This window comes from Mesorhizobium sp. MC2-1-1 (assembly GCF_057597255.1).
On the sequence record NZ_CP195205.1, the window covers coordinates 3076553 to 3098020 of the forward strand.

Consider the following 21468-nt stretch of genomic DNA (forward strand, 5'->3'; position numbering starts at 1 on the left):
AGCGATTTTCTCTTGCTTTTGAATATCCAGACTCTATTTTCGAGCAACGCAGGGGGAACATAAACATATGTCCATGAGCGAAAATGAAACGGTCAACATTTGGCGATACGTCGGCATTTACCTTGCCACCACAATTGTACTTTATCTCGCCTGGATCGCTTTTTTGTACGCCCTTCCATCCATGGAAAAGAGTACGTCGACTCCCGTCAATCTAGCTATAATATTCGCTTCAACATCGTGTTCTTATTTCTATTTCACAAGACAACACGGAAGACTGTTCGAAAGGCACGAGTACTGGAAAATTGTTACTTTCTCGACAGCCGCATCGTTGCTGTTTTCAATCATTTGCCTGCTGGTTTCGATAGCGGTCGGCATTGCGCCGGTGGCTGTCGAGGGCGTATCGACCGGCGCCTGGATAATGGTCATGGCCATACTTGCGCTTTTTGGTTTTTGCCTCAATGCAATCGGCTTCAATAAACGGATCGGCAAGAGGCTCTTGAAGGCCAACGGGGCCAGACGGGCTCAACTCGATGCAAAGCCTTTCCAGTAAAACAATTTTCACGCCGCCCTCCTGAACCTGCCCCGGTCATGTGGCGCCGCATAATCAAGCTCCGGCCCGACCGGCACGATCCCCGTAGGATTGATCGATTTGTGGCTGCCGTAATAATGCGCCTTGATGTGATGCAGGTTGACCGTGCCCGCGACGCCGGGCACCTGATAGAGGTCGCGCAGATAGTTCGACAGGTTCGGATAGTCGGCGATGCGGCGCAGGTTGCATTTGAAATGGCCGACATAGACGGGATCGAAACGAACCAGCGTGGTGAACAGTCGCCAGTCCGCCTCGGTGACGTGCTCGCCGGTGAGATAGCGTTGCCGCGACAGCCGGTCTTCCACCGTATCTAGCGCCGAGAACAATTCGCCGAACGCCTCCTCATAGGCCAACTGCGTGGTAGCGAAGCCGGCGCGATAAACGCCGTTGTTGATCGCCGGATAGACGAGCGAATTGATCCCGTCGATATCGGCGCGCAGCGCCGCCGGATAGAAGTCGAGGCTCGCATCTCCCCATTCGTCGAAGGCTGAATTGAGCATCCGGATGATCTCCGAGGATTCGTTGTTGACGATCGTCTCTTCCTGTTTGTCCCACAGCACCGGCACCGTCACGCGGCCCGAATAGGTCGGATCGGCCTTGGTATAGATCTGGTGCAGGAAATCGAGGCCGTATAGCGTGTCGCCGGTCGCGCCGTCCTCAGCTTTGAAGGTCCAGCCGTTCTCGCCCATGAAATGATGCACGACCGAAACCGAAAGGATGCCGTTGAGCTTCTTCAACGCGCGGAAAATCAGCGTCCGGTGCGCCCACGGACAGGCCAGCGAGACATAGAGATGGTAGCGGCCAGGCTCCGCCTTGAAGCCGCGCTCGCGCCCTTCCGCCGGAGCGCCATCGCGCGTCACCCAGTCGCGCCATTGCGATTGCGCACGCACGAACCTGCCGCCGCTGCTGGCCGTATCGTACCATCTGTCCTGCCATTGTCCTTCGACCAACAATCCCATGCGGAAGTCTCCCTGCGGTTCAGGCTAATCTAGGCACCTGATAATCTAGGCCGATGGCCGGGCTGGCGAAGGCCTCCGGCGCTGAACAGTTCGTCAAATGCCGGAACCAGTTCGTCGAACTCCGCCAAGAAAGACAAAAGGCGCCGATTGCAGCGGCACAAAATTGGTGCTAGCGGAGGCGCCCATGTTTGACTTTGCCTCGATCCGGTTCGACCGACGACGAAAGGGCGCCCGCGCTTAGAAAGCGCTGACTGGCGAATGCTGCCGCTTTGCAGCACCCCCTCCTCGCATACCCGGAACGCAAAGACCATGAGCCTTGCCGACGTGAAATACCTGCCGGAGACTCCGGCGCATGATGCTGAAATCGAAGCCATCAATGCCGAGGCCTTTGGCCCTGGCCGTTTCGTGCTTGCCGCCTACAAGATCCGCGAGTCAGGCGGGCATGACCGCTCGATGTCCTTTGTGGCCGTCAAGGACGACACGGTCATCGCTTCCGTGCGCATGACGCGCGTGGCCGCGGGCGCCGGACGCGCCATGATGCTCGGCCCGCTTGCCGTGCGTCCCGCCTTCAAGAATCTCGGCATCGGCCGCAAGCTGGTCGCGATCGCGCTGGACGCGGCCAGGAAGGCCGGCGCGCCTGCCGTCATCCTGGTCGGCGACGAGCCATATTATGGACCGCTCGGCTTCAAACGCTTTCCGCGCGGGCAGATCACCATGCCGCGCCCGGTCGATCTCGACCGGCTGCTTCATCACGAGATCAGGGCTGGCTCCATTGCCCGCTTTGCCGGCGATGTCTGCCACGCCAGCATGGCGCGGGTTGCCGAATTTGCTCCGGCCTTGGCCCGTCCGGCCGCCCATGCGCAGTCGTCGATCGACCCGGCTATTGCGGTTGCGCCTCCTTTGCGCGCCTCGTAGCATAATTCGAAACCCTGGAGGCTTGCATGACCCCGAACGGCCAGATCGCGATCGTCACCGGCGGGGGATCCGGCCTTGGCGAGGCGACGGCGCGCGCGCTGGCGGCCAGGGGCGCCCGTGTCGCCATCCTAGACGTGGGCGTCGAGCGCGCGGCGAAAGTCGCGGCCGACATCGGCGGCATTGCCGTCCAATGCGACGTCAGCAGCGGCGACAGCGCCACCGCGGCGATCACCGAAGTGGCTGGAAAGCTTGGTGAGCCGCGCATCCTGATCAACTGTGCCGGCATCGCCATCGGCGTGAAGACCGTCGGCAAGGACGGACCGCATCCGCTCGACCAGTACCGCAAGGTTATCGAGATCAACCTGATCGGCACCTTCAACATGATCCGCCTCGTCGCCGACCGGGCGGCGAAACTCGATCCGCTGGAAGGCGGCGAGCGCGGCGTCATCGTCAACACCGCCTCGGTCGCCGCCTATGATGGCCAGATCGGCCAGGCCGCCTATTCAGCTTCCAAAGGGGGCGTCGTCGGCATGACGCTGCCGGTGGCGCGTGATCTGGCGCGATCAGGCATTCGCGTCTGCACCATCGCGCCCGGCATCTTCAAGACCCCGATGATGGCCGGCATGCCGCAGGAGGTGCAGGATTCGCTCGGCGCATCCGTGCCCTTCCCGCCACGGCTCGGCGAGCCGTCGGAATATGCCGCACTTGCCCTCCACATCGTCGAGAACCAGATGCTGAACGGTGAAACAATCCGCCTCGACGGCGCCATCCGCATGGCGCCGAAATAGGCGCGCGATGACTGGCTCGCCGGCAGGCGCCGGTGTTCCCACCGAGAAGACCGGGCCACTCGGCGGCTTGAAAGTCATCGAGATGGCTGGGCTCGGTCCCGTGCCGCTTGCCGCCCTGATGTTGTCCGAAATGGGCGCCGAGGTGCTGCGCATAGAACGCGCCGATGCCGGCCAGCCGTTCCTGAGCCTGCCGCAGGAATACGACCTCGACCGCCACGGCCGTTCCATACTCAAGCTCGACCTGAAGCGTCCGGCCGGCGCGGAGCTGTTGCTGCGGATCGCGGCATCGGCCGACCTGCTTGTCGAAGGTTTCCGCCCCGGCGTGATGGAGCGGCTCGGCCTCGGACCCAACGTGCTCTTCGAACGCAATCCGGCGCTGGTCTATGGCCGCCTGACCGGATTCGGCCAGGACGGACCGCTGTCCGGGCGAGCGGGGCACGACATCACCTATCTCGCCTATGCGGGCCTCTTGCACGCGATCGGCAGGAAGGAGGCGCCGCCCGTACCGCCGCTCAATCTGGTCGCGGATCAGGGCGGTGGCGCCATGATGCTCATCGCCGGCGTGCTCGCAGCTCTTTTCCAGCGTTCGCTGACGGGAAAGGGCCAGGTGGTCGACGCCTCGATGATCGAGGGTGCCTCGATGCTCGCGGCGCCGATCCACGCCTATATGGCGGCGGGCCTGTGGAGCGACAGGCGCGGCGAGAACCTGCTCGATTCCGGCGCGCCTTTCTACGACACCTATGAGACGGCGGACTCAAGGCACATTGCCGTCGGCTGTCTCGAACCTCGCTTCTTCGCCGAATTCGCCAGGCTCCTCCCGCTTGCCGGGCATTTTGTCGGCAGCCAGTACGAAAGATCATCGTGGCCGGTGATGCGCGCCGCCATCGCTGGCCGGGTCAAGGAGAAAACGCGTGACGAATGGGCCGGGATTTTCGCCGCGACCGACGCCTGCGTGGCGCCCGTGCTGTCGATGGTCGAAGCCAGGAGCCATCCGCACAATCGCGCCAGGCAGAGCTTTGTGAAGTTCGGCCGGTTCGAGCGCCCGACGCCGGCGCCGCGCTTTCCGCAAGGTGCGCGGGCGCTTGCCTCAACGCCCGCGACCGCCGATGGCGCGCCCGCGAGCATGTTGGCCCGCTTCGGCTTGAGCGGCGAGGAGATCGCAGCCCTTGCAAAGGCGGGTGTACTCGGCTGATAACCGGAGAAGCAAAATCAACTTATCCCGGGTGAGCTTGTGACCGAGTCGAAGAAAGACGTCATTCGCCGGACCGACGCCGAAGCGATCAGGCTGGCAAAAACCCTGATCCGTGCCGCGCGTTTCGGCGCGATCGCGGTGATCGAGCCCGGCACCGGCGTGCCCTTGGCGAGCAGGGTTGGCGTCGCCACCGACATCGACGGCGCGCCGCTGATCCTGGTCTCGATGCTGTCCGCGCATACCACTGCGCTTATCGCCGATCCGCGCTGCTCGCTGCTGCTTGGTGAACCCGGCAAGGGCGATCCGCTGGCGCATCCCCGCATCGGCCTGGTATGCCGAGCCCAAAGGCTGGAGCGAGGCTCGGCCGACCAGGTCCGAGCCGAACGGCGTTACCTCAACCGCAATCCGAAAGCGAAGCTCTACGCTGGGCTCGGGGACTTCTCGTTCTTCCGGCTCGAACCCGAGCGCGCCAGCCTGAATGGCGGCTTCGGCAAGGCGTATCTACTCGACCGCGATGATTTCATCAGCGGTGGCGCCCTTGTCGAGGAGTTGGCCGATAGCGAGCAATCCGCGCTGGACCACATGAATGCCGACCATCGCGACGCGATTGCCCTCTATGCCCGTCACTTCGGCCGCGCCGCGGGCGACGGCTGGATCGCCATCGGCTTCGATGCCGACGGCATGGATCTCGCCACGCAGGACGCGACCTGCAGGATCTTCTTTCCTCGCCCCCTGCAGACCGCACGAGAATTGCGTTCGGTACTGGTCGAGATGGCCAGGACGGCACGAGCGGCGGAGCAAGAACGATAGTTGATCGCGCGCTGGCGAAAGCAACGCTTGAGATTTGAACGAAATGATCTACCTTTGTTTTGACGCTGATTCAGCAGCGCCCATCGACATCTGAACATTGTGGATTCAGGCGCCATTGCCCCCTGGCGCCAGGATGAGCCAAGACCCTTGGGGGATCTATGATCTCAAATCGACTGATCGCCAATGCGGAATCGGCGGCCGCGTTTCTCACTCTCATGGGCAACGAGAAGCGCTTGTTGATCGTGGCCTATCTGATCGAAGGTGAGATGTCGGTCGGCGCTATCGCCGAGAAGGTGCAACTCAGCCAGTCCGCGCTGTCGCAGCATCTCGCCAAGCTGAGGGCGGTCGATCTCGTCGAGACCCGGCGCGACCGCCAGATGATCTATTATTCCTGCAAATCCGAAGCAGCGCGCGAGTTGCTGCACATGCTGGAAGGCATTTTCGGCGAAGGCGATCTTTCCCAGATGGCCCACCGGCTGCGCCGCGCCGGGGCTTGACCCGCGCCATCCAAGGCCTCTTACCTCGCTGACAATTTTTCCCGGCGAGATTTGCATGAAGCTCATCCCCATCGACGACCCTCTGGACCCGCGCGTCGCCGCCTATCTCGACATCCGCGAGCGCGACCTCGTCGGGCGGCATGGCCGTTTCGTCGCCGAGGGCAAGGTGGTGCTGGGGCTGCTGCTGTCGAACGGGCGCTTCGCCGCCGAGTCGGCTCTCATCCTCGAAAACAGGCTAGCGGGCCTGCAGTCGATCCTGGACAAGGCGCCTTCCGATTTTCCGGTCTATGTGGTCGGCGGCGAGGTCATGGACCGGATAGCCGGCTTCCACATGCATCGCGGCATCCTGGCGATCGGCACGCGTGGCGAGCCGGTGCCCGCCGAGATTCTGGTGGAAACCCTGCCGCGGCGCTCATTGACGGTCGTCCTGGTCGGCATATCCAACCACGACAATATGGGGGCGATCTTCCGCAATGCCGCGGCCTTCGGGGCGGACGCGGTGTTGCTCGACCGGACCTGCTGCGACCCGCTCTACCGCAAGGCTATTCGCGTTTCGGTCGGGGCGGCGCTGAAGGTTCCCTTCGCATCCTTCGGCGATACCGGAACCTTCACCGCGACGCTCGCCCGGCTTGGCTTCAGCCAGTTCGCTCTATCGCCGCGTGGAGAGGTGGACATCCTAGACTCGGAGCGTTCGGCCAGGCTGGCACTCTATCTCGGCACCGAAGGTGAAGGCCTGCCGCCGAACCTGCTCGCCAGGCTGCAAACGGTGAGGATCACCATGGCGGAAGGTTTCGACAGCTTGAACGTCGCGGCAGCGTCGGCCATCGCCCTGCATCATTTTTCGCAAGCCGTCGCCCCGTAGAACAGTCGCAGCATCTGTTCAGTTGGTCGAGCTGGCCTTCTGCAGTGCCCTCACCCGATCGGCAAGGCTGACGCCGCGCCCACTTTGTTGCCCCTCGCCCGCCAGGGCCTTGGCGATGGGGGAATCCGGCCCGTCGAGCTTCATCGTCAGGTTGACGACCTCGGCCGCCAGTTCGTTCATCTGCTCGCGAAGGCCGGCGCCGGGTCGCGCATCGGCCGTCGATTCGGATCTTGCCGCTCCCGAGGCGGCGAGATCGGTCTTCAGCCGCTTGTTTTCGCGCGCCAGCGCAGTCAGCCTTGCCTCGAGCCGTTCCCGGTCAGCCTCCAGCCTCGCGATTGCCCCGTCGACGTCGTCACGTTTCGCATCGGGGCCGGGAACCAGCCGCGCAACGCCGTTTGCAGCGGCGATGTCCTTGGACCGCTCACGCATTCGAGCGAGGTCCTTCTCGCGCCGGTCGAGTTTTTCCTCGCGGTCGGCAAGCGTCGCGAGCAGCCTCTCGACCTTCTTGTCGAGTTCGGCGGTTCTCCTCTTCTCCGCCTTCAACGCTTCGCGCGCTCCCTTGCTTTCCAAGGCGATCTCCTGGTTTCGCCTGTCCGCCTCCTTGCGCTGGCCGCGCAGCATCGCAATGTCGCTGGCGAGCTTCTCCAGTTCCGATTCGCGGGCAACCAGCTCGATCTGCCGGTTCGAGGACGAGAAACTGGCATCGTCATACATCTGCTCGAGCTTCCGCAGCTCCAGCCCCCGCTTCTCCAACTCCCGCTCCGTCTGCGCGTGCTTTTCCGACAGGCGGTGCAAATCCTCCTCGCGCTGCCTGAGCTCCGCATTCTTGGCTTGCAGGTCGGCTAGCACCTCGTTCTTTTCCTGCAATTCGACCGCCAGGCTCTTCAAGGCCTCACGCCCTCGGGCGATCTCCACCACCTGCTCGGCCGTCTTCTCCTGCAGGTTCTTGACGGTTATCTCGAGCCGGCGCGTCGTCATGGCATATTCCGCCCGGACCCGATCCTTGTCCGCCTGGATTTCGGCCTGTGTCAGAGGCAGAGAGGCCTCCAGACGCCTGCGTGTCAGGACGACGGCCCGCCGCCAGACCGCCGGCGCGATCAGCGACACCAGAAAAACGGCGCAAAGGAAACCGAGTACAAAGAACAGGACCGACTGGACCAAGGCGTGCTTTCCACATTACGGAGCGGCAATCGCTGGACTGAGCCACCTTGGCATGGCGGAAATTCAGCGCCGCGGCAAGAGCTTGCCGCGGCGCCTTCAGCACTGTCCGAGCGGAGTTAGCGGGCTGAACCCGGTCAGAACGGGTTCCAGGTCGGTCTTTCGGTGAGCTTCAGATAGCCGAGATTGACACCGAGACGGGCGCCGACGCCGGTGCGGATCGGAACGAGCAGCACGCGGTTGCTCTGCAAAACGTTGAAGCCGACGCCGGCAATGACATAGGCCGAACCGGCGACGCCGCCGAAACGGTTGTAGAGGCTGCTGATGTCGTCGAGGTTGTAGACCAGCATCATCACCCGCGAGCCCTCGCCGCCGAAGTCCCAGCCGAGTGACGGCCCTTGCCAGAACACCTTATGGTCGCCAGCATTCTTGGTGTAGAGCGTGCCCTCGCCATAAGTCAGGCCGCCGATCAACGCGCCGGATCCTTCCTCGCCCAGCAGGTAGCCGTTGGGCAGGCCGTAGGACGCAAATATCTTCTCCACGACGGTGGCCAGCCCGCCAGACGTCTCGCCGAAGAACTTATGACCGGAATCGACGATTTCCTGAGCTGTGTACTGTTGGGCCCGCGATGCCGAGGCCGAAAGCACCAAAGCCCCCAGAAGTGTGATGGTCATGGTGAGGACACGGACAAACGTCCGGTCGTAGTATCGGGAAAACATGCTTCCAATCTCCGTCAGGGAGCACTTTCGCCGACGCCTCGCACCCCTGCGGCTCTTGGCGGCCGTTGAGGGTGGCTATCACGGGCAAACTATGCCGTAATCCTTTTTCAACCATTAAACTCCCACAGGAAGATGGCGGTTCGAAGGCCGCGCCCCGGCCCCGGCGGCCGGTTTTCCCCCTGTAAACAAGTCATTTTTGCGCTCGACAATTTCGGATTTGTTGATGCGCGCTCGGGCGCTGTGTATTCAGAAAGCCTTGGAAAAGCGCGTGATTCGCGTGGACAGGCGCGAAGACGTTCGCTCGGCCATGAACAAGTGACGCAAGCAGGGATTTGACCGATGGCCGAGCTCTTCACCCTTTCCGCGCCCGATCTCGCGGCGCTGCTTTGCAGCCGTGTCTGCCACGACATCATTTCGCCCGTCGGCGCCATCAACAATGGCTTGGAACTGCTTGACGAGGGCGGCGCCGACGAAGACGCCATGAAGCTCATTCGCCAGAGCGCCAAGAACGCGTCGGCGCGGCTGCAGTTTGCCCGCATCGCCTTCGGCGCCGCGGGTTCCGCCGGCATGATGATCGATACCGGCGACGCCGAGGCCGTGGCCACTGCCTTCTTGAAGAACGAGAAGCCCGAGCTGGTATGGAACGGTTCCCGCGCGCTCTTGCCCAAGAACAAGGTCAAGCTGCTGCTGAACCTCATTCTTGTCGCCCATGCGGCAATCCCGCGCGGCGGCAAGCTGGTGATCACCCTGGAAAATCTCGAGACCCAACCGCGGTTTTCGCTGTCAGCCAGCGGCCCGATGCTGCGCGTGCCGCCGAAATTTCTCGAACTGCATTCCGGACACAAGCCGGAGGAGCCGATCGACGCCCATTCGGTCCAGCCCTACTACACGCTTCTTCTGGCGCGTGAGGCCAATATGACGATCTCGATCCACGCGACGGCAGACGAGATCGTGTTCACGGCTGAATAGTGGAAAGATAGGGCCGCTTATCCCCACTATATGTGCCGCCAGTCCTGGCGCAGCAGCGTGCGGTCCATTGCCGTGACGGTGCCGCGGCCAGCTAGGATGCGGCATGCCCTTTGGAAAAACTTTACCCAACGGCTTTTCAGCTTCTTTACCAGATTGGCCTATGGTGGCTTCCGCTTACCCGGAGGTTGCCGGTTCGGCAGATGGCAAAGAGGAACCCGGATATGAAGCGCTGCCTGTTCGTCGATGATTCGAGCGTCATCAGGAAGGTCGCAAAACGCATTCTCGGTGGCTCGGACCTGATTGTAATCGAGGCATCGACCGGGGTCGAGGCTGCCGAGATGTGCGCCGGCGACATGCCGGATGTCGTCGTTATCGATGGCGGACTGACCGATGTCCAGGCTGTGGACCTCATCCGCCGCATCCGCGCGATGGAAAGCCCCATCACGCCGCAGATCCTGATCTCGCTGGTCGAGGTCGATGCCGCGGCGATCATGCGTGCCAGGCGGGCCGGCGCTCAAGGCTACCTCTTGAAGCCCTTCAACCGCGCGCAATTGCTCGAAAGCTTCCGTGTCCTGAAAATAGCAGCCTGATTCGCCGGCGCGGTATTCAACAAAAAACCCGGCCTGAGCCGGGTTTTTCTGTTTCGAGATCGCCTCGATCGCTCAGGCGCTGACGCGGATGTCTTCCGGTTCGCGCAGCACGTAGCCGCGCCCCCACACCGTCTCGATGTAGTTCTGGCCGCCGGACGCCGCGTCGAGTTTCTTGCGCAGCTTGCAGATGAAGACGTCGATGATCTTCAGCTCCGGCTCGTCCATGCCGCCATAAAGATGGTTCAGGAACATTTCCTTGGTGAGCGTCGTGCCCTTGCGCAGCGAGAGCAGTTCCAGCATCTGATATTCCTTGCCGGTCAGGTGCACGCGCTGTCCGCCGACCTCGACCGTCTTGGCATCGAGATTGACCACCAGGTCGCCGGTGGTGATGACCGACTGGGCATGGCCCTTGGAGCGACGCACGATCGCATGGATGCGCGCCACCAGTTCGTCCTTGTGGAAAGGCTTCGTCATATAGTCGTCGGCGCCGAAACCGAGGCCGCGCACCTTGTCCTCGATGCCGGCCATGCCGGACAGGATCAGGATCGGCGTCTTGACCTTGGAGAGGCGCAACGTGCGCAGGACTTCGTAACCCGACATATCGGGGAGATTGAGGTCCAGAAGGATGATGTCGTAGTCGTAGAGCTTGCCGAGGTCGACACCTTCTTCGCCGAGATCGGTCGTATAGACGTTGAAGCTCTCCGATTTCAGCATCAGTTCGATGCTCTGTGCGGTTGCACTGTCATCTTCAATCAGCAGAACACGCATTTCATTCCCCTTTTCTGCTGCCGGGCCATGCCACGACCCGTCCGGGACCCGGAGCAGTGATTGCCTGAACAGAAGGTGCCACCGACTGGTTAACAAATCCTAATTTCGTGCCATCCACGATATCAGATTTTTTAACCCCTTTCTACACCCACTTGAATCTAATAACGAATCACAGACCAAAACCGCTAACGCACCACATTAATAAGTCAGCCTAAGTGACTCCAGAGACTCGTAGGCCCGGGCTTTGCCGAGAGCCGGAAATTTTTACCCGGCCTTAAGTCCTCGCCCGTATGATTAACAATGCCCGTAAACGAATGGTTACCGCCGGCAAAAATCTTTAGGGCTTTGTTTTCCATAGCCTAGGGAAAGCCGGGGGAAATGGGCGGCGCCTGGGCCGTTCCGGGCGGGTTGGACGGTATTGCAGGTGTGCGTTTGCGGAGTATCGAGTCATGAAGTCACGTGAAAACCTCGTTCGATTGAAGCAGTTTCAGGTGAATGAGAAGCGCCGGCAGCTCTTGCAGCTGGACATGATGATCGCCGAGTTCGAGCGCATGGCCGTCGAACTGGAGGCGCAGATCATCGCCGAAGAGAAAAAAGCCGGCATCACCGACATCAATCATTTCGCCTATCCGACCTTCGCCAAGGCGGCTCGCCTTCGCCGCGACAACCTCAGAAATTCACAAAGCGACCTCGCCCAGCAGCGAAGCAGCGCCGAATCATTACTCGGCGAAGCTGAAGCGGAGCTGTCCAAGGCGGAGATGCTGGAATCACGGGATACCAAGATCCGCGAGGCCGAAACCGGCGGCCGCAGCGCCATGATCGGCTGATCGCCCGCATATTTGGTCGTCGCCGGAGACAGACCGGCATCTTCAGGACCGGCAGCCGGTCGAAGCAGCCCTGCCGCCGTCTTCAGGATGCAGCGGCCATGTCGCCTTGATCAGCCGATGCCCTTGCTCGGGCTTCCTTGATTTCCGGCGTATGCTCTTCCGCCCACGACCGGATCTGGCTGAGCAGCCCCGCCAGGTTCTGGCCAAGCTCCGTCAATTCATACTCCACGCGCGGCGGAATGACCGCAAACACCTCGCGCCGGACCAGGCCGTCACGCTCCAGAACACGCAGTGTTTGGGTCAGCATCTTGGGCGTGATGCCCTCAAGCTTGCGCGCCAATTCGCCATTGCGCAGCCGGCCGCGCCGCAGCGCGCAGACTGTGAGATAAACCCATTTGCTGGCCAGCATCTCGAGCACAGTATGCGACGGGCAGGTACGCCGGAACGCATCGTAACCGAAAGGTGCGTCATCACTATCCATCAGGTGCCTATATATCCAAAACGTACATACTGGACAATGGTATGTTACTATCCAAATGATAGCGGCACATTCCCCCAACAGGAGGCGTTCATGCGTGCCGTTATCCAGAAATCCATCGGCGGACCCGACGTCCTTTTCGTGGCCGAGCAGCCGGACCCCTCGCCCGGACCCGGTGAAGTGCTCGTCCGCGTCAAGGCGGCGGGCATCAACCCCGTCGATGGCGCCGTGCGTGGTGGTTTCTACCCCCTGCTCGGCGAGCCGCCCTTCATTCTCGGCTGGGATATCTCAGGAACTGTCACCGCGCTCGGCGGCGACGTGACCACCTTCAAAGTCGGCGATCACGTGTTCGGCATGCCGCGCTTCCCCAAACAGGCCGGCGCTTATGCCGAGCTTGCCGCGGTGCCCGCGGGTGAGATCGCCGCGAAGCCCGCCGCCCTCGACCATGCGCATGCCGCGGCCCTGCCGCTGGCCGGGCTGACGGCCTGGCAGGGCCTCGTCCGCCATGGTCACCTTCAATCGGGACAACGCGTGCTGATCCACGCCGGCGCCGGTGGCGTCGGCCATCTGGCGGTGCAGATCGCCAAGGCGCGCGGCGCCTATGTCATCGCCACGGTCAGTCCAGACAAGCTTGATTTCGTTCGCACGCTCGGTGCCGACGACGTCGTCGACTACACCAAAGGCAATTTCACCGAACACGTCCGCAACGTCGATCTGGTGCTGGACGCAATCGGCGGCGACCATGTCGATGAATCGCTGAAAGTGGTGCGTGATGGTGGCACCCTGGTGTCCCTGCTGGTCGTTCACGACGCCTCCAGGACGAGGGCAAAGGAGCGGAACATCCGTGTTGAACGCATGTCCGTGACGCCCGACCGTGAAGGCCTTGTCGAACTCGCCAAGCTGGTCGATGCAGGGAAGCTCTCGCCCCATGTGGCAAAGACCTTCCCGCTCGACCAGGCCGGGGCAGCCCATGCGTTCCTCGCTACGCGACCCATCGGCAAGATCGTGCTGACGGTCTGAGGCTTGTGCGAAAGCGAAAAGGGCGCGGTGTTCCGCGCCCTTTCGATTTGCGGCTATCCGGCCTAGTGCCGGTACTGCTGGATCCGCGTGGTGCGCAGCCCGGCAAGCCCGTATTCGTCTATCGACGCCTGCCAGGAGAGGAATTCCTCGGTGGTGAGCTTGTAGCGCTGACAGGCTTCCTCAAGGCTGAGCAAGCCGCCGCGCACCGCCGCGACCACTTCCGCCTTGCGCCGGATAACCCAGCGCCGCGTATTCGTCGGCGGCAGATCGGCGATCGTAAGAGGGCTGCCGTCGGGCCCGATAACATACTTGACTCTAGGTCTAACCAGATCGGTCATCGTACTCTCTACTAAAAACTCAAAGACCCAATCCCCGCCACAGTACCGCCACAGCTTTAAAAATTGCCTAAGCGAACCCTAATCACTAGGTAAGGATCGTGAACGTCCGGTTAGGATTTGTTTTAGAATTTGAAACACCTGCCTCCAGGCTCCGACTTTGCCCCTAAATTCGCCATTGGACGGTAAGCTGGCGCGCGCGTGGCGCTTGACCTATATTCCGGCCATTGGCATTGAGCGCCGTACAGTGAAAGCACCATGAACAGCCTCGATCTTCCCGGCAGTCCCGAAGAAACCCGCGTCGTCGTCGCCATGTCGGGCGGTGTCGATTCGTCGGTCGTCGCCGGTATCCTGAAGCGCGAAGGCTATGACGTCGTCGGCGTGACGCTGCAGCTCTACGACCACGGCGCCGCCACCCATCGCGCCGGCTCGTGCTGCGCCGGACAGGACATCGACGACGCCCGCCGCGTCTCGGAGACGCTCGGCATTCCGCACTACGTGCTCGACTATGAAGAGCGTTTCCGCAAGGCGGTCATCGACCCCTTCGCGGAGAGCTATGTCGCCGGCGAGACGCCCATCCCCTGCGTGTCCTGCAACCAGACGGTCAAGTTCGCCGATCTCCTAGCCACGGCAAAGGATCTCGGCGCCGACGCCTTGGCCACTGGCCACTATATCCGCTCGCGCGCCAATGGCGCTCATCGCGCGCTCTACCGGCCAGTCGACGCCGACCGCGACCAGAGCTATTTCCTGTTCGCCACCACGCAGGCGCAGATCGACTATCTGCGTTTCCCGCTCGGCGGCCTGTCCAAGCCGCAGGTGCGCGCCATCGCCGAGGAAATGGGGCTCACTGTCGCGGCCAAGCAGGACAGCCAGGATATCTGCTTCGTTCCGCAGGGCCGATATTCCGACATCATCGCCAAGCTGAAGCCCACGGCCGCCAACCCCGGCGACATCGTCCATATCGACGGGCGCGTGCTTGGCCGCCATGAGGGCATTCTGCGCTACACGATCGGCCAGCGCCGCGGCATCGGCATCGCCTCGGGCGAGCCGCTTTATGTCGTCCATCTCGACGCCGACCGTGCGCGCGTCATCGTCGGCCCGCGCGAGGCGCTGGAGACGCACAAGATCTATCTGCGCACCATGAACTGGCTGGGCGACGGACCGCTGTCGGACGTTCCAGCCGGCGGAATTGAGCTCTTCGCGAAAGTCCGCTCGACCAGGCCGCCGCGCCCGGCCGTGCTGCATCACCTCAATGGCGTGACTTCGGTCGAGCTGGCCGATGGCGAGTCGGGCATCGCGCCCGGACAGGCCTGCGTTCTCTACTCCGACGACGGCAACGAGGCGCGCGTCTTCGGCGGCGGCTTCATCGAACGTTCCGAGCGCGGCGCGGAAGCCGAGGCCATGCTTTCGAGGCTTGCAGCCAGGCCGGCGCAAATCCCCGCGGAGTAAGATCAAGGCTTTCGGCCTGCCAGACTTTTCTCAGGTTCCAGATTTGGCGCGGCTCGTCGCCGGCGTCTCGGGAGTGGCTCAGGCGGACGAGCCGGTATGGATCACCGTGCCCGCGGTCAGGATGCGCAGCACCCGGATCGCTTCCTCGCCGTCGGTGCGCGGCTTGGCACGCGTCTCGATGCATTGCATGAAATGGGCGAGTTCGCGCGTCAGCGGCATGCCCTCGCCGACCGGCACGTAGGAAGGCTCGTTGGCCGTGAACGCCCACTGGCCGCTGTCCTGCCAGACGGCGTGGCGGTAGACGGCAAGCTTGCGCTCCCAGGGCTCGACGTCGTCGAACACAGCCATCGCCTTGGTGCCGACCACGGTCAGTCGCCGCTCGCGATAGGGATTGAGTCGCGAGGCGAAGAGATGGCTGCGCAGGCCGTTCGGGAAGCGCATATGCAGATGCGCGAAGTCACTTAGATTATCGAGCAACGCCGCCCCCTCGCCCCTGACCTCGATCGGCTCGGTGCCGGTGATGGCGAGAATCATCGACAGGTCATGCGGGGCAAGATCCCAGAGCGCATCGTTTTCGGTATGGAACTTGCCAAGGCCGAGCCGGTGCGAATGGATGTAGCGCACCTCGCCGAGCTCGCCGGTGTCGATCAGCGCCTTCAGCGTCTCGAAGGCGGGGTGGAAGCGCAGCACATGGCCGACCATGAAGACGCGGCCATTGTCCTTTGCCGCCTTCACCGCGCGCTCGGCGTCGGCGACAGTCAGCGCGATCGGCTTTTCCACCAGCACGTCCTTGCCGCTTTCGACGGCGCGCACCGCCGTGTCGGCATGGAATTGCGGCGGCAAAGCCATAACGATGGCGTCTACGTCGGTTCGCTCGAACAGTCTGTCCGGCTCGATCGCCAGACAGTCCTGCTCGCTGGCGAAACCCTCGGCGCGGGCACGGTTGACGTCGGAAACGGCATGCAGCGCGCCAAGCGCCTTGAGGGTGCGGATATGGTTGCTGCCCCAGTATCCGCAACCGAGGACGGCGATGCGCGGCTTCATTCGCTCAAACTCTAGAATTTCATGGCCGAGACATAGCGACGTGCCCCGCCGAACTCAACCCCGGGACTCGCGCTGAGTGCCTGCCCGGCAAAGCTTTTCTGGGACGGGATTATGCCAGCCGGATTATGCCGGCATGTCGGCCGCTTCCAAGCTTGACAGGCTTGCCCTCGCAACCTTATATCCGCGCGACCTCGGCAAACGCCTTGGAACATCCATCCATCCAGGACGGATTTTTCGAGCCGTTTGCCACCCTGGCGGGGTAGCTCAGTTGGTTAGAGCACGGGAATCATAATCCTGGGGTCGGGGGTTCAAGTCCCTCTCCCGCTACCACCATTCCCCCCACTCCTTTGACGCCGTGGGGGAAGGCACCCTCGCCCAACAGTGCCGTTAGCCGCCCAGCGATTTCGACTTCGACGCCGCCAATCCTCGATGGATGTCGAAACACCGTGACGGTTTCGACCAGATCACGCATTGCATCTGCACATTCGGAATCGCCGGAAGCAATGCCCTTGGCAAGCCCGGTCTGAAGTTGGTTTAGTTGTTCCTCGTAGCGGGCGAGCACCGCAGGGTGCAGCGCGATCACTCCGGTCGCAGCGGGTACTCGATCCAACTCTGCCAAAATGCACTTGCGCTCTTCATTCAATGTTGTTGATTGCGGTCCCAGTACAGCTGGGTCGCCGTGGCCTTTGGCAATGGCGTTGACCAGCCGCTCGATCTCCCGGGTTACCTCTTCAAGCCGTCGCTCCAAACGGGTGCGCCTGGCATCGGTATCGGCTGCCAAGCGCTTCCGTTCTTCATGGTAGGTCTGGACGTACTGGGCAATCACTTCAGGATGGCGCAACTCGGCGGTAAGGCCGTTCAGAACTGCAGTTTCGACCGTATCCAAATAAAAGGTCTTGGGATCGGCGCATGTTCCGCTTTCTGTGGCGGCGGAACAGCGGATGCGTATGCGCTTGGACTTGTCCACTCCTTTTGAAGACATTCCCGCACCACAGGCACCGCACCTCAGGAGCCCAGTCAGCATATGCCGTGGTCGGCGTTGATGGCTTGGATGGGTGGTTGCGCGGGCCTTTTTGCGTGCTTGGGCTGCGTCGAAGAGGTCGGACGAGACAATGGCGAGGTCCGGTACTGCGACTACTCGCCATTGACCCTTGGGATTTGGACGCGAGACACGTTTCCCGGTATCAGGATCCTTGATCATTCTGACCCTGTTCCAGATCAGGCGGCCAGCATAAAGCTCATTATGAAGCAGCCCCGTCCCTCTGTGCACATTTCCATTGATGGTGGAGGCATTCCAGGCTCGACCGCGAGGCGGGGGTACGCGGTCTCTGTTTAGATTGTGAGCGATATCACGCGGGGTCTGGCCTTCGACATACTCTCGAAAGACACGGCGCACGATGTCCGCTTCATCCTCTGCGATCATCCGCTTGCCCGGGTCGCCCAGCACGTACGAATAGCCATAGGTCAATCCGCCGGCATGAAGCCCCTTGTTGACTCGGCCGGCCTGACCTCTCCGGACTTTGTGAGCAATGTCCTCTCGGTAGAGTTGGCCAACGAGACCGCGCAGGCCGACCAACACCGTGTTCACCACGCCTTCGTGAACAGCACGAATCTCGATGCCGAGAAATGAAAGGCGCTTGTGAATACCCGCTAGGTCCTCCATGTCGCGCGAGAGCCGATCAAGTGCCTCTACGACGAGCACGTCGAATTCGTGCTCACGCGCTTTGTCCATGAGGTGAAGTAAACCGTCACGGCCCAGCACGGAGCCACCGGAGCGTGCTCGGTCGTCAAACGTTGCGACAACGTTCAACCCCTCACGTTCTGCGTATGCTCGGCACAAAGCGAGCTGATCGTCGATTGATCGCTCATTCTGGAGGTCGGTTGAGAAGCGTGCGTAGATCGCGGCTCGGCTCATGTTGAATTTTCTCGGCCTGTTCACGCGCATGGTCTTCGCGGGCCGCTTGGCGAGCGAGAGCGCTTGCAAGGCGCAGAATCGCCCGGTCGGGTGCCTCACGCAAGACCCGCTTACGGGACTTCACCACCATTGCAGGAACAGCTTGCGACGGGGCAAAAATGGCGGGGAGCAAAATACCCCGAACGATAGCAGTCGGCAGGTTGGCTGCCGGCCGTCACGTACGCCAAGAAAACGTAGCTCCTCCATGTCTCGCAAAATGTGCTCATGCGCGAGACGAGGGAATTCTCCACGATGGCCGCTCGCAGAAAGGGATAGCAGGGCGTGCTATTCGGACATACTTCGCCCTGATCCGCCACTCTGGCTCAAACCTGCCGGAACGAAAGACGCGGGTTAGCACTAAGTCGCGTCGGTTGAACAACCACCGTGGACCGAAGGGCCTCTATCCTGAACAAATACCCACGACAGGCGCCTCCCTCAAGCGCAGATTAGAAGCCTGCTTTTGCAGACCGATCAGATCGGTCGCTATCTCCTGATAAGGCCTACAGTCCGCCTGGACCACGGTTCGCTCAGGCCGTTCAAGCGGCACACTCCCGGCGATTTCCTTCAAGTCGGCAAGGACCGAAGCAATATGCGGCCAGGGGAAATCCGTTGGATCGTCAATTTCGCGATCTGCGCCTGCGATGATCTCGAGCTTGGCGACGACACCGAGAAGCGACCGCGCCCGTATTTGGGGTAGCTTGTCCTGAAGCTTCAAAGCCACAGTGGAGGACTCAACCTCCGCTTGGCAGGCGATCGAGTAGGCGACCTGCTTGTCCATCGCTTCCGAGCCTCTAGCGTCGAGATAACGCCTCTCTAGACGCTGTTGAAGACGGCAAAGGACCTGAGAAACATGCTGCGCCCGCAACCAATCTCGGAGCAATAGAATCGGGGGATCTGCATCCGGCAACCGGTTCGACGCCGTGTCCTTGCCATTCGTGACGAAAGGCATAGTCGTGCTATGGTCGGAATCAGCCATGATCCGAGCTCCGCAAAGCGTGGGCGTGGTTAGACTGTGGAAGCGGGGGAACCACTTCCAACGGCCGTTTCCTAAAACAAGCATATTTGCGCTTTTTGCGCAACAGGGCATTTGAACAATGAAGGTAAGTGCGGCCCAAGTTCGCGCGGCCCGTGGGCTTCTCGACATTTCTCAACAGGGACTGGCGGATTTATCCAAGGTAAGTTTGAGGACAATCGTGCAGTTCGAACGTGGTTCGAAACCAGCATCTGAATCAATCCTGCAAGCGCTGAAGCTATCGCTCGAAGCAGCCGGAATAGAATTCATTCCAGAGAATGGCGGCGGTCCTGGTGTCCGCTTGTCACGCGGTAGCGCGAACACTTAGACGAAGGCGGCATCTATAGGCGCCTTTAAGACTATCTGTTTCCCGATCAATGTCAGCAACGCGCCTAATGTCGGCCGTAGAGATCTGCTTCGCCGCTGCCTCAGTGCTGACGTGGTCAGCAAACAGGGTTGGCCATTCACGGCCCACGACCGGTCATTTTTCTACCGTGGTGCGAGTGTTTTCTAAAGGCGGCCTGCGGTCCGCAGCACATCACTCAGCGCATTTCTTCGCTAAGGTCTGAGTGGTTGGTCGATGATCCTCCCGAAACTGAGCGTGACGATCCGTTTCAATGAGCGGGACGAAGACAATCCAACTTTCAGCTCTATCGGGCCTCCGCCGGAAATGTGAGGGTGAGATAGTGTTGGATCGCGTCGACTAGGCGGTCCGAATCGGCGCCCCAAATCAGGTGGTCATCGCCCGGCAGCTCGACAAGCGTGGCGCCAGCGATGCGCTCGGACAAGTAAAGCGCTTCTTCGGGCTTGATCCATCGATCGCCCTTCCTTTGGAGGATCAGAGTGGGCACATGGATCGCGTGCAGGATATTGCGGACATCGACTTCCGCGCCCCAGCGCCACAGCGCGATCGCATCGGAAGGTGACGCCGAACTCCTCAGATAGGCTGCGAACCATTGTTGTTCGTGCGTATCGTTCACTAGGCTCGGCGCCCCGCGCCCCAAGTCCCAAGGCTCTCCCCAATTTCGCCCGATCGCCGCCAATTCTTCTTCCATTTCCTCTCGGGTCTTCGCCCAGGGATATTCCGGTGACCACAGTCCCAGGGCGTATGCACCATGAAGAATGAGAGCTTTGGTTCGCTCGGGGTAGGTCGCAGCAAAGAGCATGCAAAGGACGCCGCCTTCGGAACTGCCGAACACCACTGTTCGCCGCGATCCGATTGCATCTAGTACCGCCCGAACATCGTCCACCCGCTCCAGCAACGTCGGAAACCCTACATTGCGGTCGGAAAGACCGGTGCCTCGCTTGTCGATGCGGACCAGCCGACAAAATGACCCAAGCCGGCGCAGCACATGCGTCAGCCGCGGAGATTCCCAAGCATAGTCGAGATTGGAAACCCAGCCCTGCACGTAGACGAGGTCGAACGGTCCCTCACCGGTAACCTGATAGGCAATGCTAACACCTCCCGACTTCACATAGCGCGTTTCGGGGCGTACCGAAGCCGGCACTGGTTTAGCGCCTGGGACCGCCCCCTCGGCCCTTACGCTCGGTGCTGTATTCTGTCTGGTCGGTCCGAAACGGCTGGCACGGAGCTTGTCATACAACTCACGCGTCTCGTTGTCCGGTTCCAGTTGCAAGTGCTTGCGCAGTGCCTCGCGGCATTGCGCAAACTGCTTCAATGCCATGTTCGCTCGGCCCTGGCGGGCATAGATTTGCATGAGGCCGCGGTGAATATCTTCCCGGAGAGGATCGGATGCGAGCAAACGCGTTGCTGCCTGGACATAGGCGGCCAGATTGTCCTTCATCGCATGCTGGTGGAGGAGTTTTTCTAGAACCCCGATCCAGATCGTCCTCAGCCTCTCACGTTCCAGCCTTAGCCAGTCGTCGAACGGTTCTTCCCTCAGGACGAAGCCATCGAGCAGATCACCGGCATAGAGGAGCGCGGCCTGCTCAAGCTGCTCGGGCGCGCTTCCTGATACCAGGCGCTCGAACTGTGCCACATCGATCTCGAGGTCGTCGAGATTGAGGGTGACAGTATCGCCGTCCGCCAGGAGCCGCCGGTCGCCGGCCGATGGCAACGCTTTCCTTATCGCCGATAGGCCCTGTCTGAGGTTCATCCGCGCCTGCGGCTCTCCGGTATCACCCCATAGAAGCGCGGCGAGTTTCTCACGCGAATGGGGTCGTCCAGGATTGAGGGCAAGATAGGTCACCAGACCGCGCGCTTTGCGGCTCAGCACCGCGGCGGCAGGTCCGCTTCCAGCAAGAGTAAAGCCTCCGAACAGCAGAAGTTGAAGTTGCGCCATCGCTCCGTAAGCCAGGTTCGACGTTCAATTGTTCTCCGGACCTGGCGCGACTTCAACCACGATTTAGGGGGGGCCGCATTTTTCACGAACCAATCACGGTTCCTAGTACGCATATCTCACGGCCACAGGAGAGAGTTCGTGGATCCACACTCCGCGGGAGGATGATATGCTTAGTCCCAGCCTTTCTGATTGGCCCATTCAGCCCAGGATATTGTCAACCACAGCACAGC

23 protein-coding genes and 1 tRNA gene are annotated in these 21468 nt (G+C 61.5%); 14 read left to right on the top strand and 10 right to left on the bottom strand.

Annotated features, from left to right (window positions below; translation table 11 throughout):
- Positions 1-67: 67 nt before the first annotated feature.
- Complete coding sequence (locus ACR64R_RS15300) at positions 68-550, top strand: ABZJ_00895 family protein (protein ID WP_487357197.1); 483 nt, start codon at positions 68-70, stop codon at positions 548-550.
- 8 nt (positions 551-558) lie between these two features.
- Here ACR64R_RS15300 and ACR64R_RS15305 read toward each other — a convergent pair whose 3' ends face one another.
- Positions 559-1548, bottom strand: a complete 990-nt coding sequence (locus tag ACR64R_RS15305; protein WP_487357198.1) for a glutathione S-transferase family protein — start codon at positions 1546-1548, stop codon at positions 559-561.
- A 309-nt stretch (positions 1549-1857) separates the two neighbouring features.
- Between ACR64R_RS15305 and ACR64R_RS15310 the strand changes: the two genes are divergently transcribed.
- The 6 genes from ACR64R_RS15310 to ACR64R_RS15335 all read left to right on the top strand — a co-directional run bounded on the left by ACR64R_RS15310 (position 1858) and on the right by ACR64R_RS15335 (position 6612).
- Positions 1858-2463, top strand: coding sequence for a GNAT family N-acetyltransferase (locus tag ACR64R_RS15310; RefSeq protein ID WP_487357199.1), 606 nt, complete (start codon positions 1858-1860; stop codon positions 2461-2463).
- 26 nt (positions 2464-2489) lie between these two features.
- Positions 2490-3251 (top strand): 3-hydroxyacyl-CoA dehydrogenase, encoded by a 762-nt coding sequence (locus tag ACR64R_RS15315; protein WP_487357200.1) that lies wholly within the window; start codon positions 2490-2492, stop codon positions 3249-3251.
- A 7-nt stretch (positions 3252-3258) separates the two neighbouring features.
- Positions 3259-4443: a CaiB/BaiF CoA transferase family protein gene (locus ACR64R_RS15320; RefSeq protein ID WP_487357201.1), complete on the top strand. Its 1185-nt coding sequence runs from the start codon at positions 3259-3261 to the stop codon at positions 4441-4443.
- A gap of 39 nt (positions 4444-4482) precedes the next feature.
- On the top strand, positions 4483-5253 hold the full coding sequence (locus ACR64R_RS15325; RefSeq protein ID WP_487357202.1) for a HugZ family pyridoxamine 5'-phosphate oxidase: 771 nt from the start codon (positions 4483-4485) through the stop codon (positions 5251-5253).
- A gap of 158 nt (positions 5254-5411) precedes the next feature.
- Positions 5412-5750, top strand: a complete 339-nt coding sequence (locus ACR64R_RS15330) for an ArsR/SmtB family transcription factor (RefSeq protein ID WP_487357203.1) — start codon at positions 5412-5414, stop codon at positions 5748-5750.
- Positions 5751-5805: 55 nt separating this feature from the next.
- A complete protein-coding gene (locus ACR64R_RS15335) occupies positions 5806-6612 on the top strand; it encodes a TrmH family RNA methyltransferase (RefSeq protein WP_487357204.1) in 807 nt (268 codons plus the stop codon).
- Positions 6613-6630: 18 nt separating this feature from the next.
- On the opposite strand, the gene ACR64R_RS15340 is transcribed toward ACR64R_RS15335, so the two are convergent.
- Together ACR64R_RS15340 and ACR64R_RS15345 are read right to left on the bottom strand one after the other, a co-directional pair.
- A complete protein-coding gene (locus ACR64R_RS15340; protein ID WP_487357205.1) occupies positions 6631-7773 on the bottom strand; it encodes a coiled-coil domain-containing protein in 1143 nt (380 codons plus the stop codon).
- A 134-nt stretch (positions 7774-7907) separates the two neighbouring features.
- A complete protein-coding gene (locus tag ACR64R_RS15345; RefSeq protein WP_487362450.1) occupies positions 7908-8444 on the bottom strand; it encodes a DUF1134 domain-containing protein in 537 nt (178 codons plus the stop codon).
- A 384-nt stretch (positions 8445-8828) separates the two neighbouring features.
- Here ACR64R_RS15345 and chpT point away from each other — a divergent pair, with 384 nt between their 5' ends.
- Together chpT and ACR64R_RS15355 are read left to right on the top strand one after the other, a co-directional pair.
- Positions 8829-9458 carry a histidine phosphotransferase ChpT gene (chpT, locus tag ACR64R_RS15350; protein ID WP_487357206.1) on the top strand — a complete coding sequence of 210 codons (630 nt, stop codon included), beginning with the start codon at positions 8829-8831 and terminating at the stop codon, positions 9456-9458.
- A gap of 221 nt (positions 9459-9679) precedes the next feature.
- Complete coding sequence (locus ACR64R_RS15355) at positions 9680-10048, top strand: response regulator (RefSeq protein ID WP_487362451.1); 369 nt, start codon at positions 9680-9682, stop codon at positions 10046-10048.
- A 72-nt stretch (positions 10049-10120) separates the two neighbouring features.
- Here the strand turns inward: ACR64R_RS15355 and ctrA are convergent, their stop codons facing one another.
- Entirely contained in the window at positions 10121-10816 is a 696-nt protein-coding gene (gene ctrA / locus ACR64R_RS15360) for a response regulator transcription factor CtrA (RefSeq protein WP_006203583.1), read from the bottom strand.
- A 449-nt stretch (positions 10817-11265) separates the two neighbouring features.
- Between ctrA and ACR64R_RS15365 the strand changes: the two genes are divergently transcribed.
- Entirely contained in the window at positions 11266-11643 is a 378-nt protein-coding gene (locus ACR64R_RS15365) for a flagellar export protein FliJ (RefSeq protein ID WP_487357207.1), read from the top strand.
- Positions 11644-11725: 82 nt separating this feature from the next.
- On the opposite strand, the gene ACR64R_RS15370 is transcribed toward ACR64R_RS15365, so the two are convergent.
- Entirely contained in the window at positions 11726-12124 is a 399-nt protein-coding gene (locus tag ACR64R_RS15370; RefSeq protein ID WP_487357208.1) for a winged helix-turn-helix transcriptional regulator, read from the bottom strand.
- A gap of 90 nt (positions 12125-12214) precedes the next feature.
- On the opposite strand from ACR64R_RS15370, the gene ACR64R_RS15375 reads away from it, so the two are divergent.
- Complete coding sequence (locus ACR64R_RS15375) at positions 12215-13141, top strand: NADP-dependent oxidoreductase (protein ID WP_487357209.1); 927 nt, start codon at positions 12215-12217, stop codon at positions 13139-13141.
- Positions 13142-13203: 62 nt separating this feature from the next.
- Here ACR64R_RS15375 and sciP read toward each other — a convergent pair whose 3' ends face one another.
- The gene (sciP, locus tag ACR64R_RS15380) at positions 13204-13479 is read right to left on the bottom strand and encodes a CtrA inhibitor SciP (RefSeq protein ID WP_006203587.1); all 276 of its coding nucleotides are present in this window, start codon (positions 13477-13479) and stop codon (positions 13204-13206) included.
- 255 nt (positions 13480-13734) lie between these two features.
- On the opposite strand from sciP, the gene mnmA reads away from it, so the two are divergent.
- Positions 13735-14925 (top strand): tRNA 2-thiouridine(34) synthase MnmA, encoded by a 1191-nt coding sequence (mnmA, locus tag ACR64R_RS15385; protein ID WP_487357210.1) that lies wholly within the window; start codon positions 13735-13737, stop codon positions 14923-14925.
- 78 nt (positions 14926-15003) lie between these two features.
- Here the strand turns inward: mnmA and ACR64R_RS15390 are convergent, their stop codons facing one another.
- Positions 15004-15969 carry a Gfo/Idh/MocA family protein gene (locus tag ACR64R_RS15390; RefSeq protein ID WP_487357211.1) on the bottom strand — a complete coding sequence of 322 codons (966 nt, stop codon included), beginning with the start codon at positions 15967-15969 and terminating at the stop codon, positions 15004-15006.
- A gap of 253 nt (positions 15970-16222) precedes the next feature.
- Between ACR64R_RS15390 and ACR64R_RS15395 the strand changes: the two genes are divergently transcribed.
- Positions 16223-16299: transfer RNA gene (locus ACR64R_RS15395), tRNA-Met, on the top strand.
- Here the strand turns inward: ACR64R_RS15395 and ACR64R_RS15400 are convergent.
- The gene (locus ACR64R_RS15400) at positions 16256-17914 is read right to left on the bottom strand and encodes a recombinase family protein (RefSeq protein WP_342634143.1); all 1659 of its coding nucleotides are present in this window, start codon (positions 17912-17914) and stop codon (positions 16256-16258) included. The two genes, ACR64R_RS15395 and ACR64R_RS15400, sit on opposite strands and share 44 nt — an antisense overlap.
- 409 nt (positions 17915-18323) lie before the next feature.
- A complete protein-coding gene (locus tag ACR64R_RS15405) occupies positions 18324-18899 on the bottom strand; it encodes a hypothetical protein (RefSeq protein WP_487357212.1) in 576 nt (191 codons plus the stop codon).
- A gap of 118 nt (positions 18900-19017) precedes the next feature.
- Here ACR64R_RS15405 and ACR64R_RS15410 point away from each other — a divergent pair, with 118 nt between their 5' ends.
- Positions 19018-19263 carry a helix-turn-helix domain-containing protein gene (locus tag ACR64R_RS15410; protein WP_081295868.1) on the top strand — a complete coding sequence of 82 codons (246 nt, stop codon included), beginning with the start codon at positions 19018-19020 and terminating at the stop codon, positions 19261-19263.
- A 322-nt stretch (positions 19264-19585) separates the two neighbouring features.
- On the opposite strand, the gene ACR64R_RS15415 is transcribed toward ACR64R_RS15410, so the two are convergent.
- A complete protein-coding gene (locus tag ACR64R_RS15415; RefSeq protein ID WP_487357213.1) occupies positions 19586-21238 on the bottom strand; it encodes a bifunctional AfsR/SARP family transcriptional regulator/alpha/beta hydrolase in 1653 nt (550 codons plus the stop codon).
- Between the last annotated feature and the right edge of the window lie 230 nt (positions 21239-21468).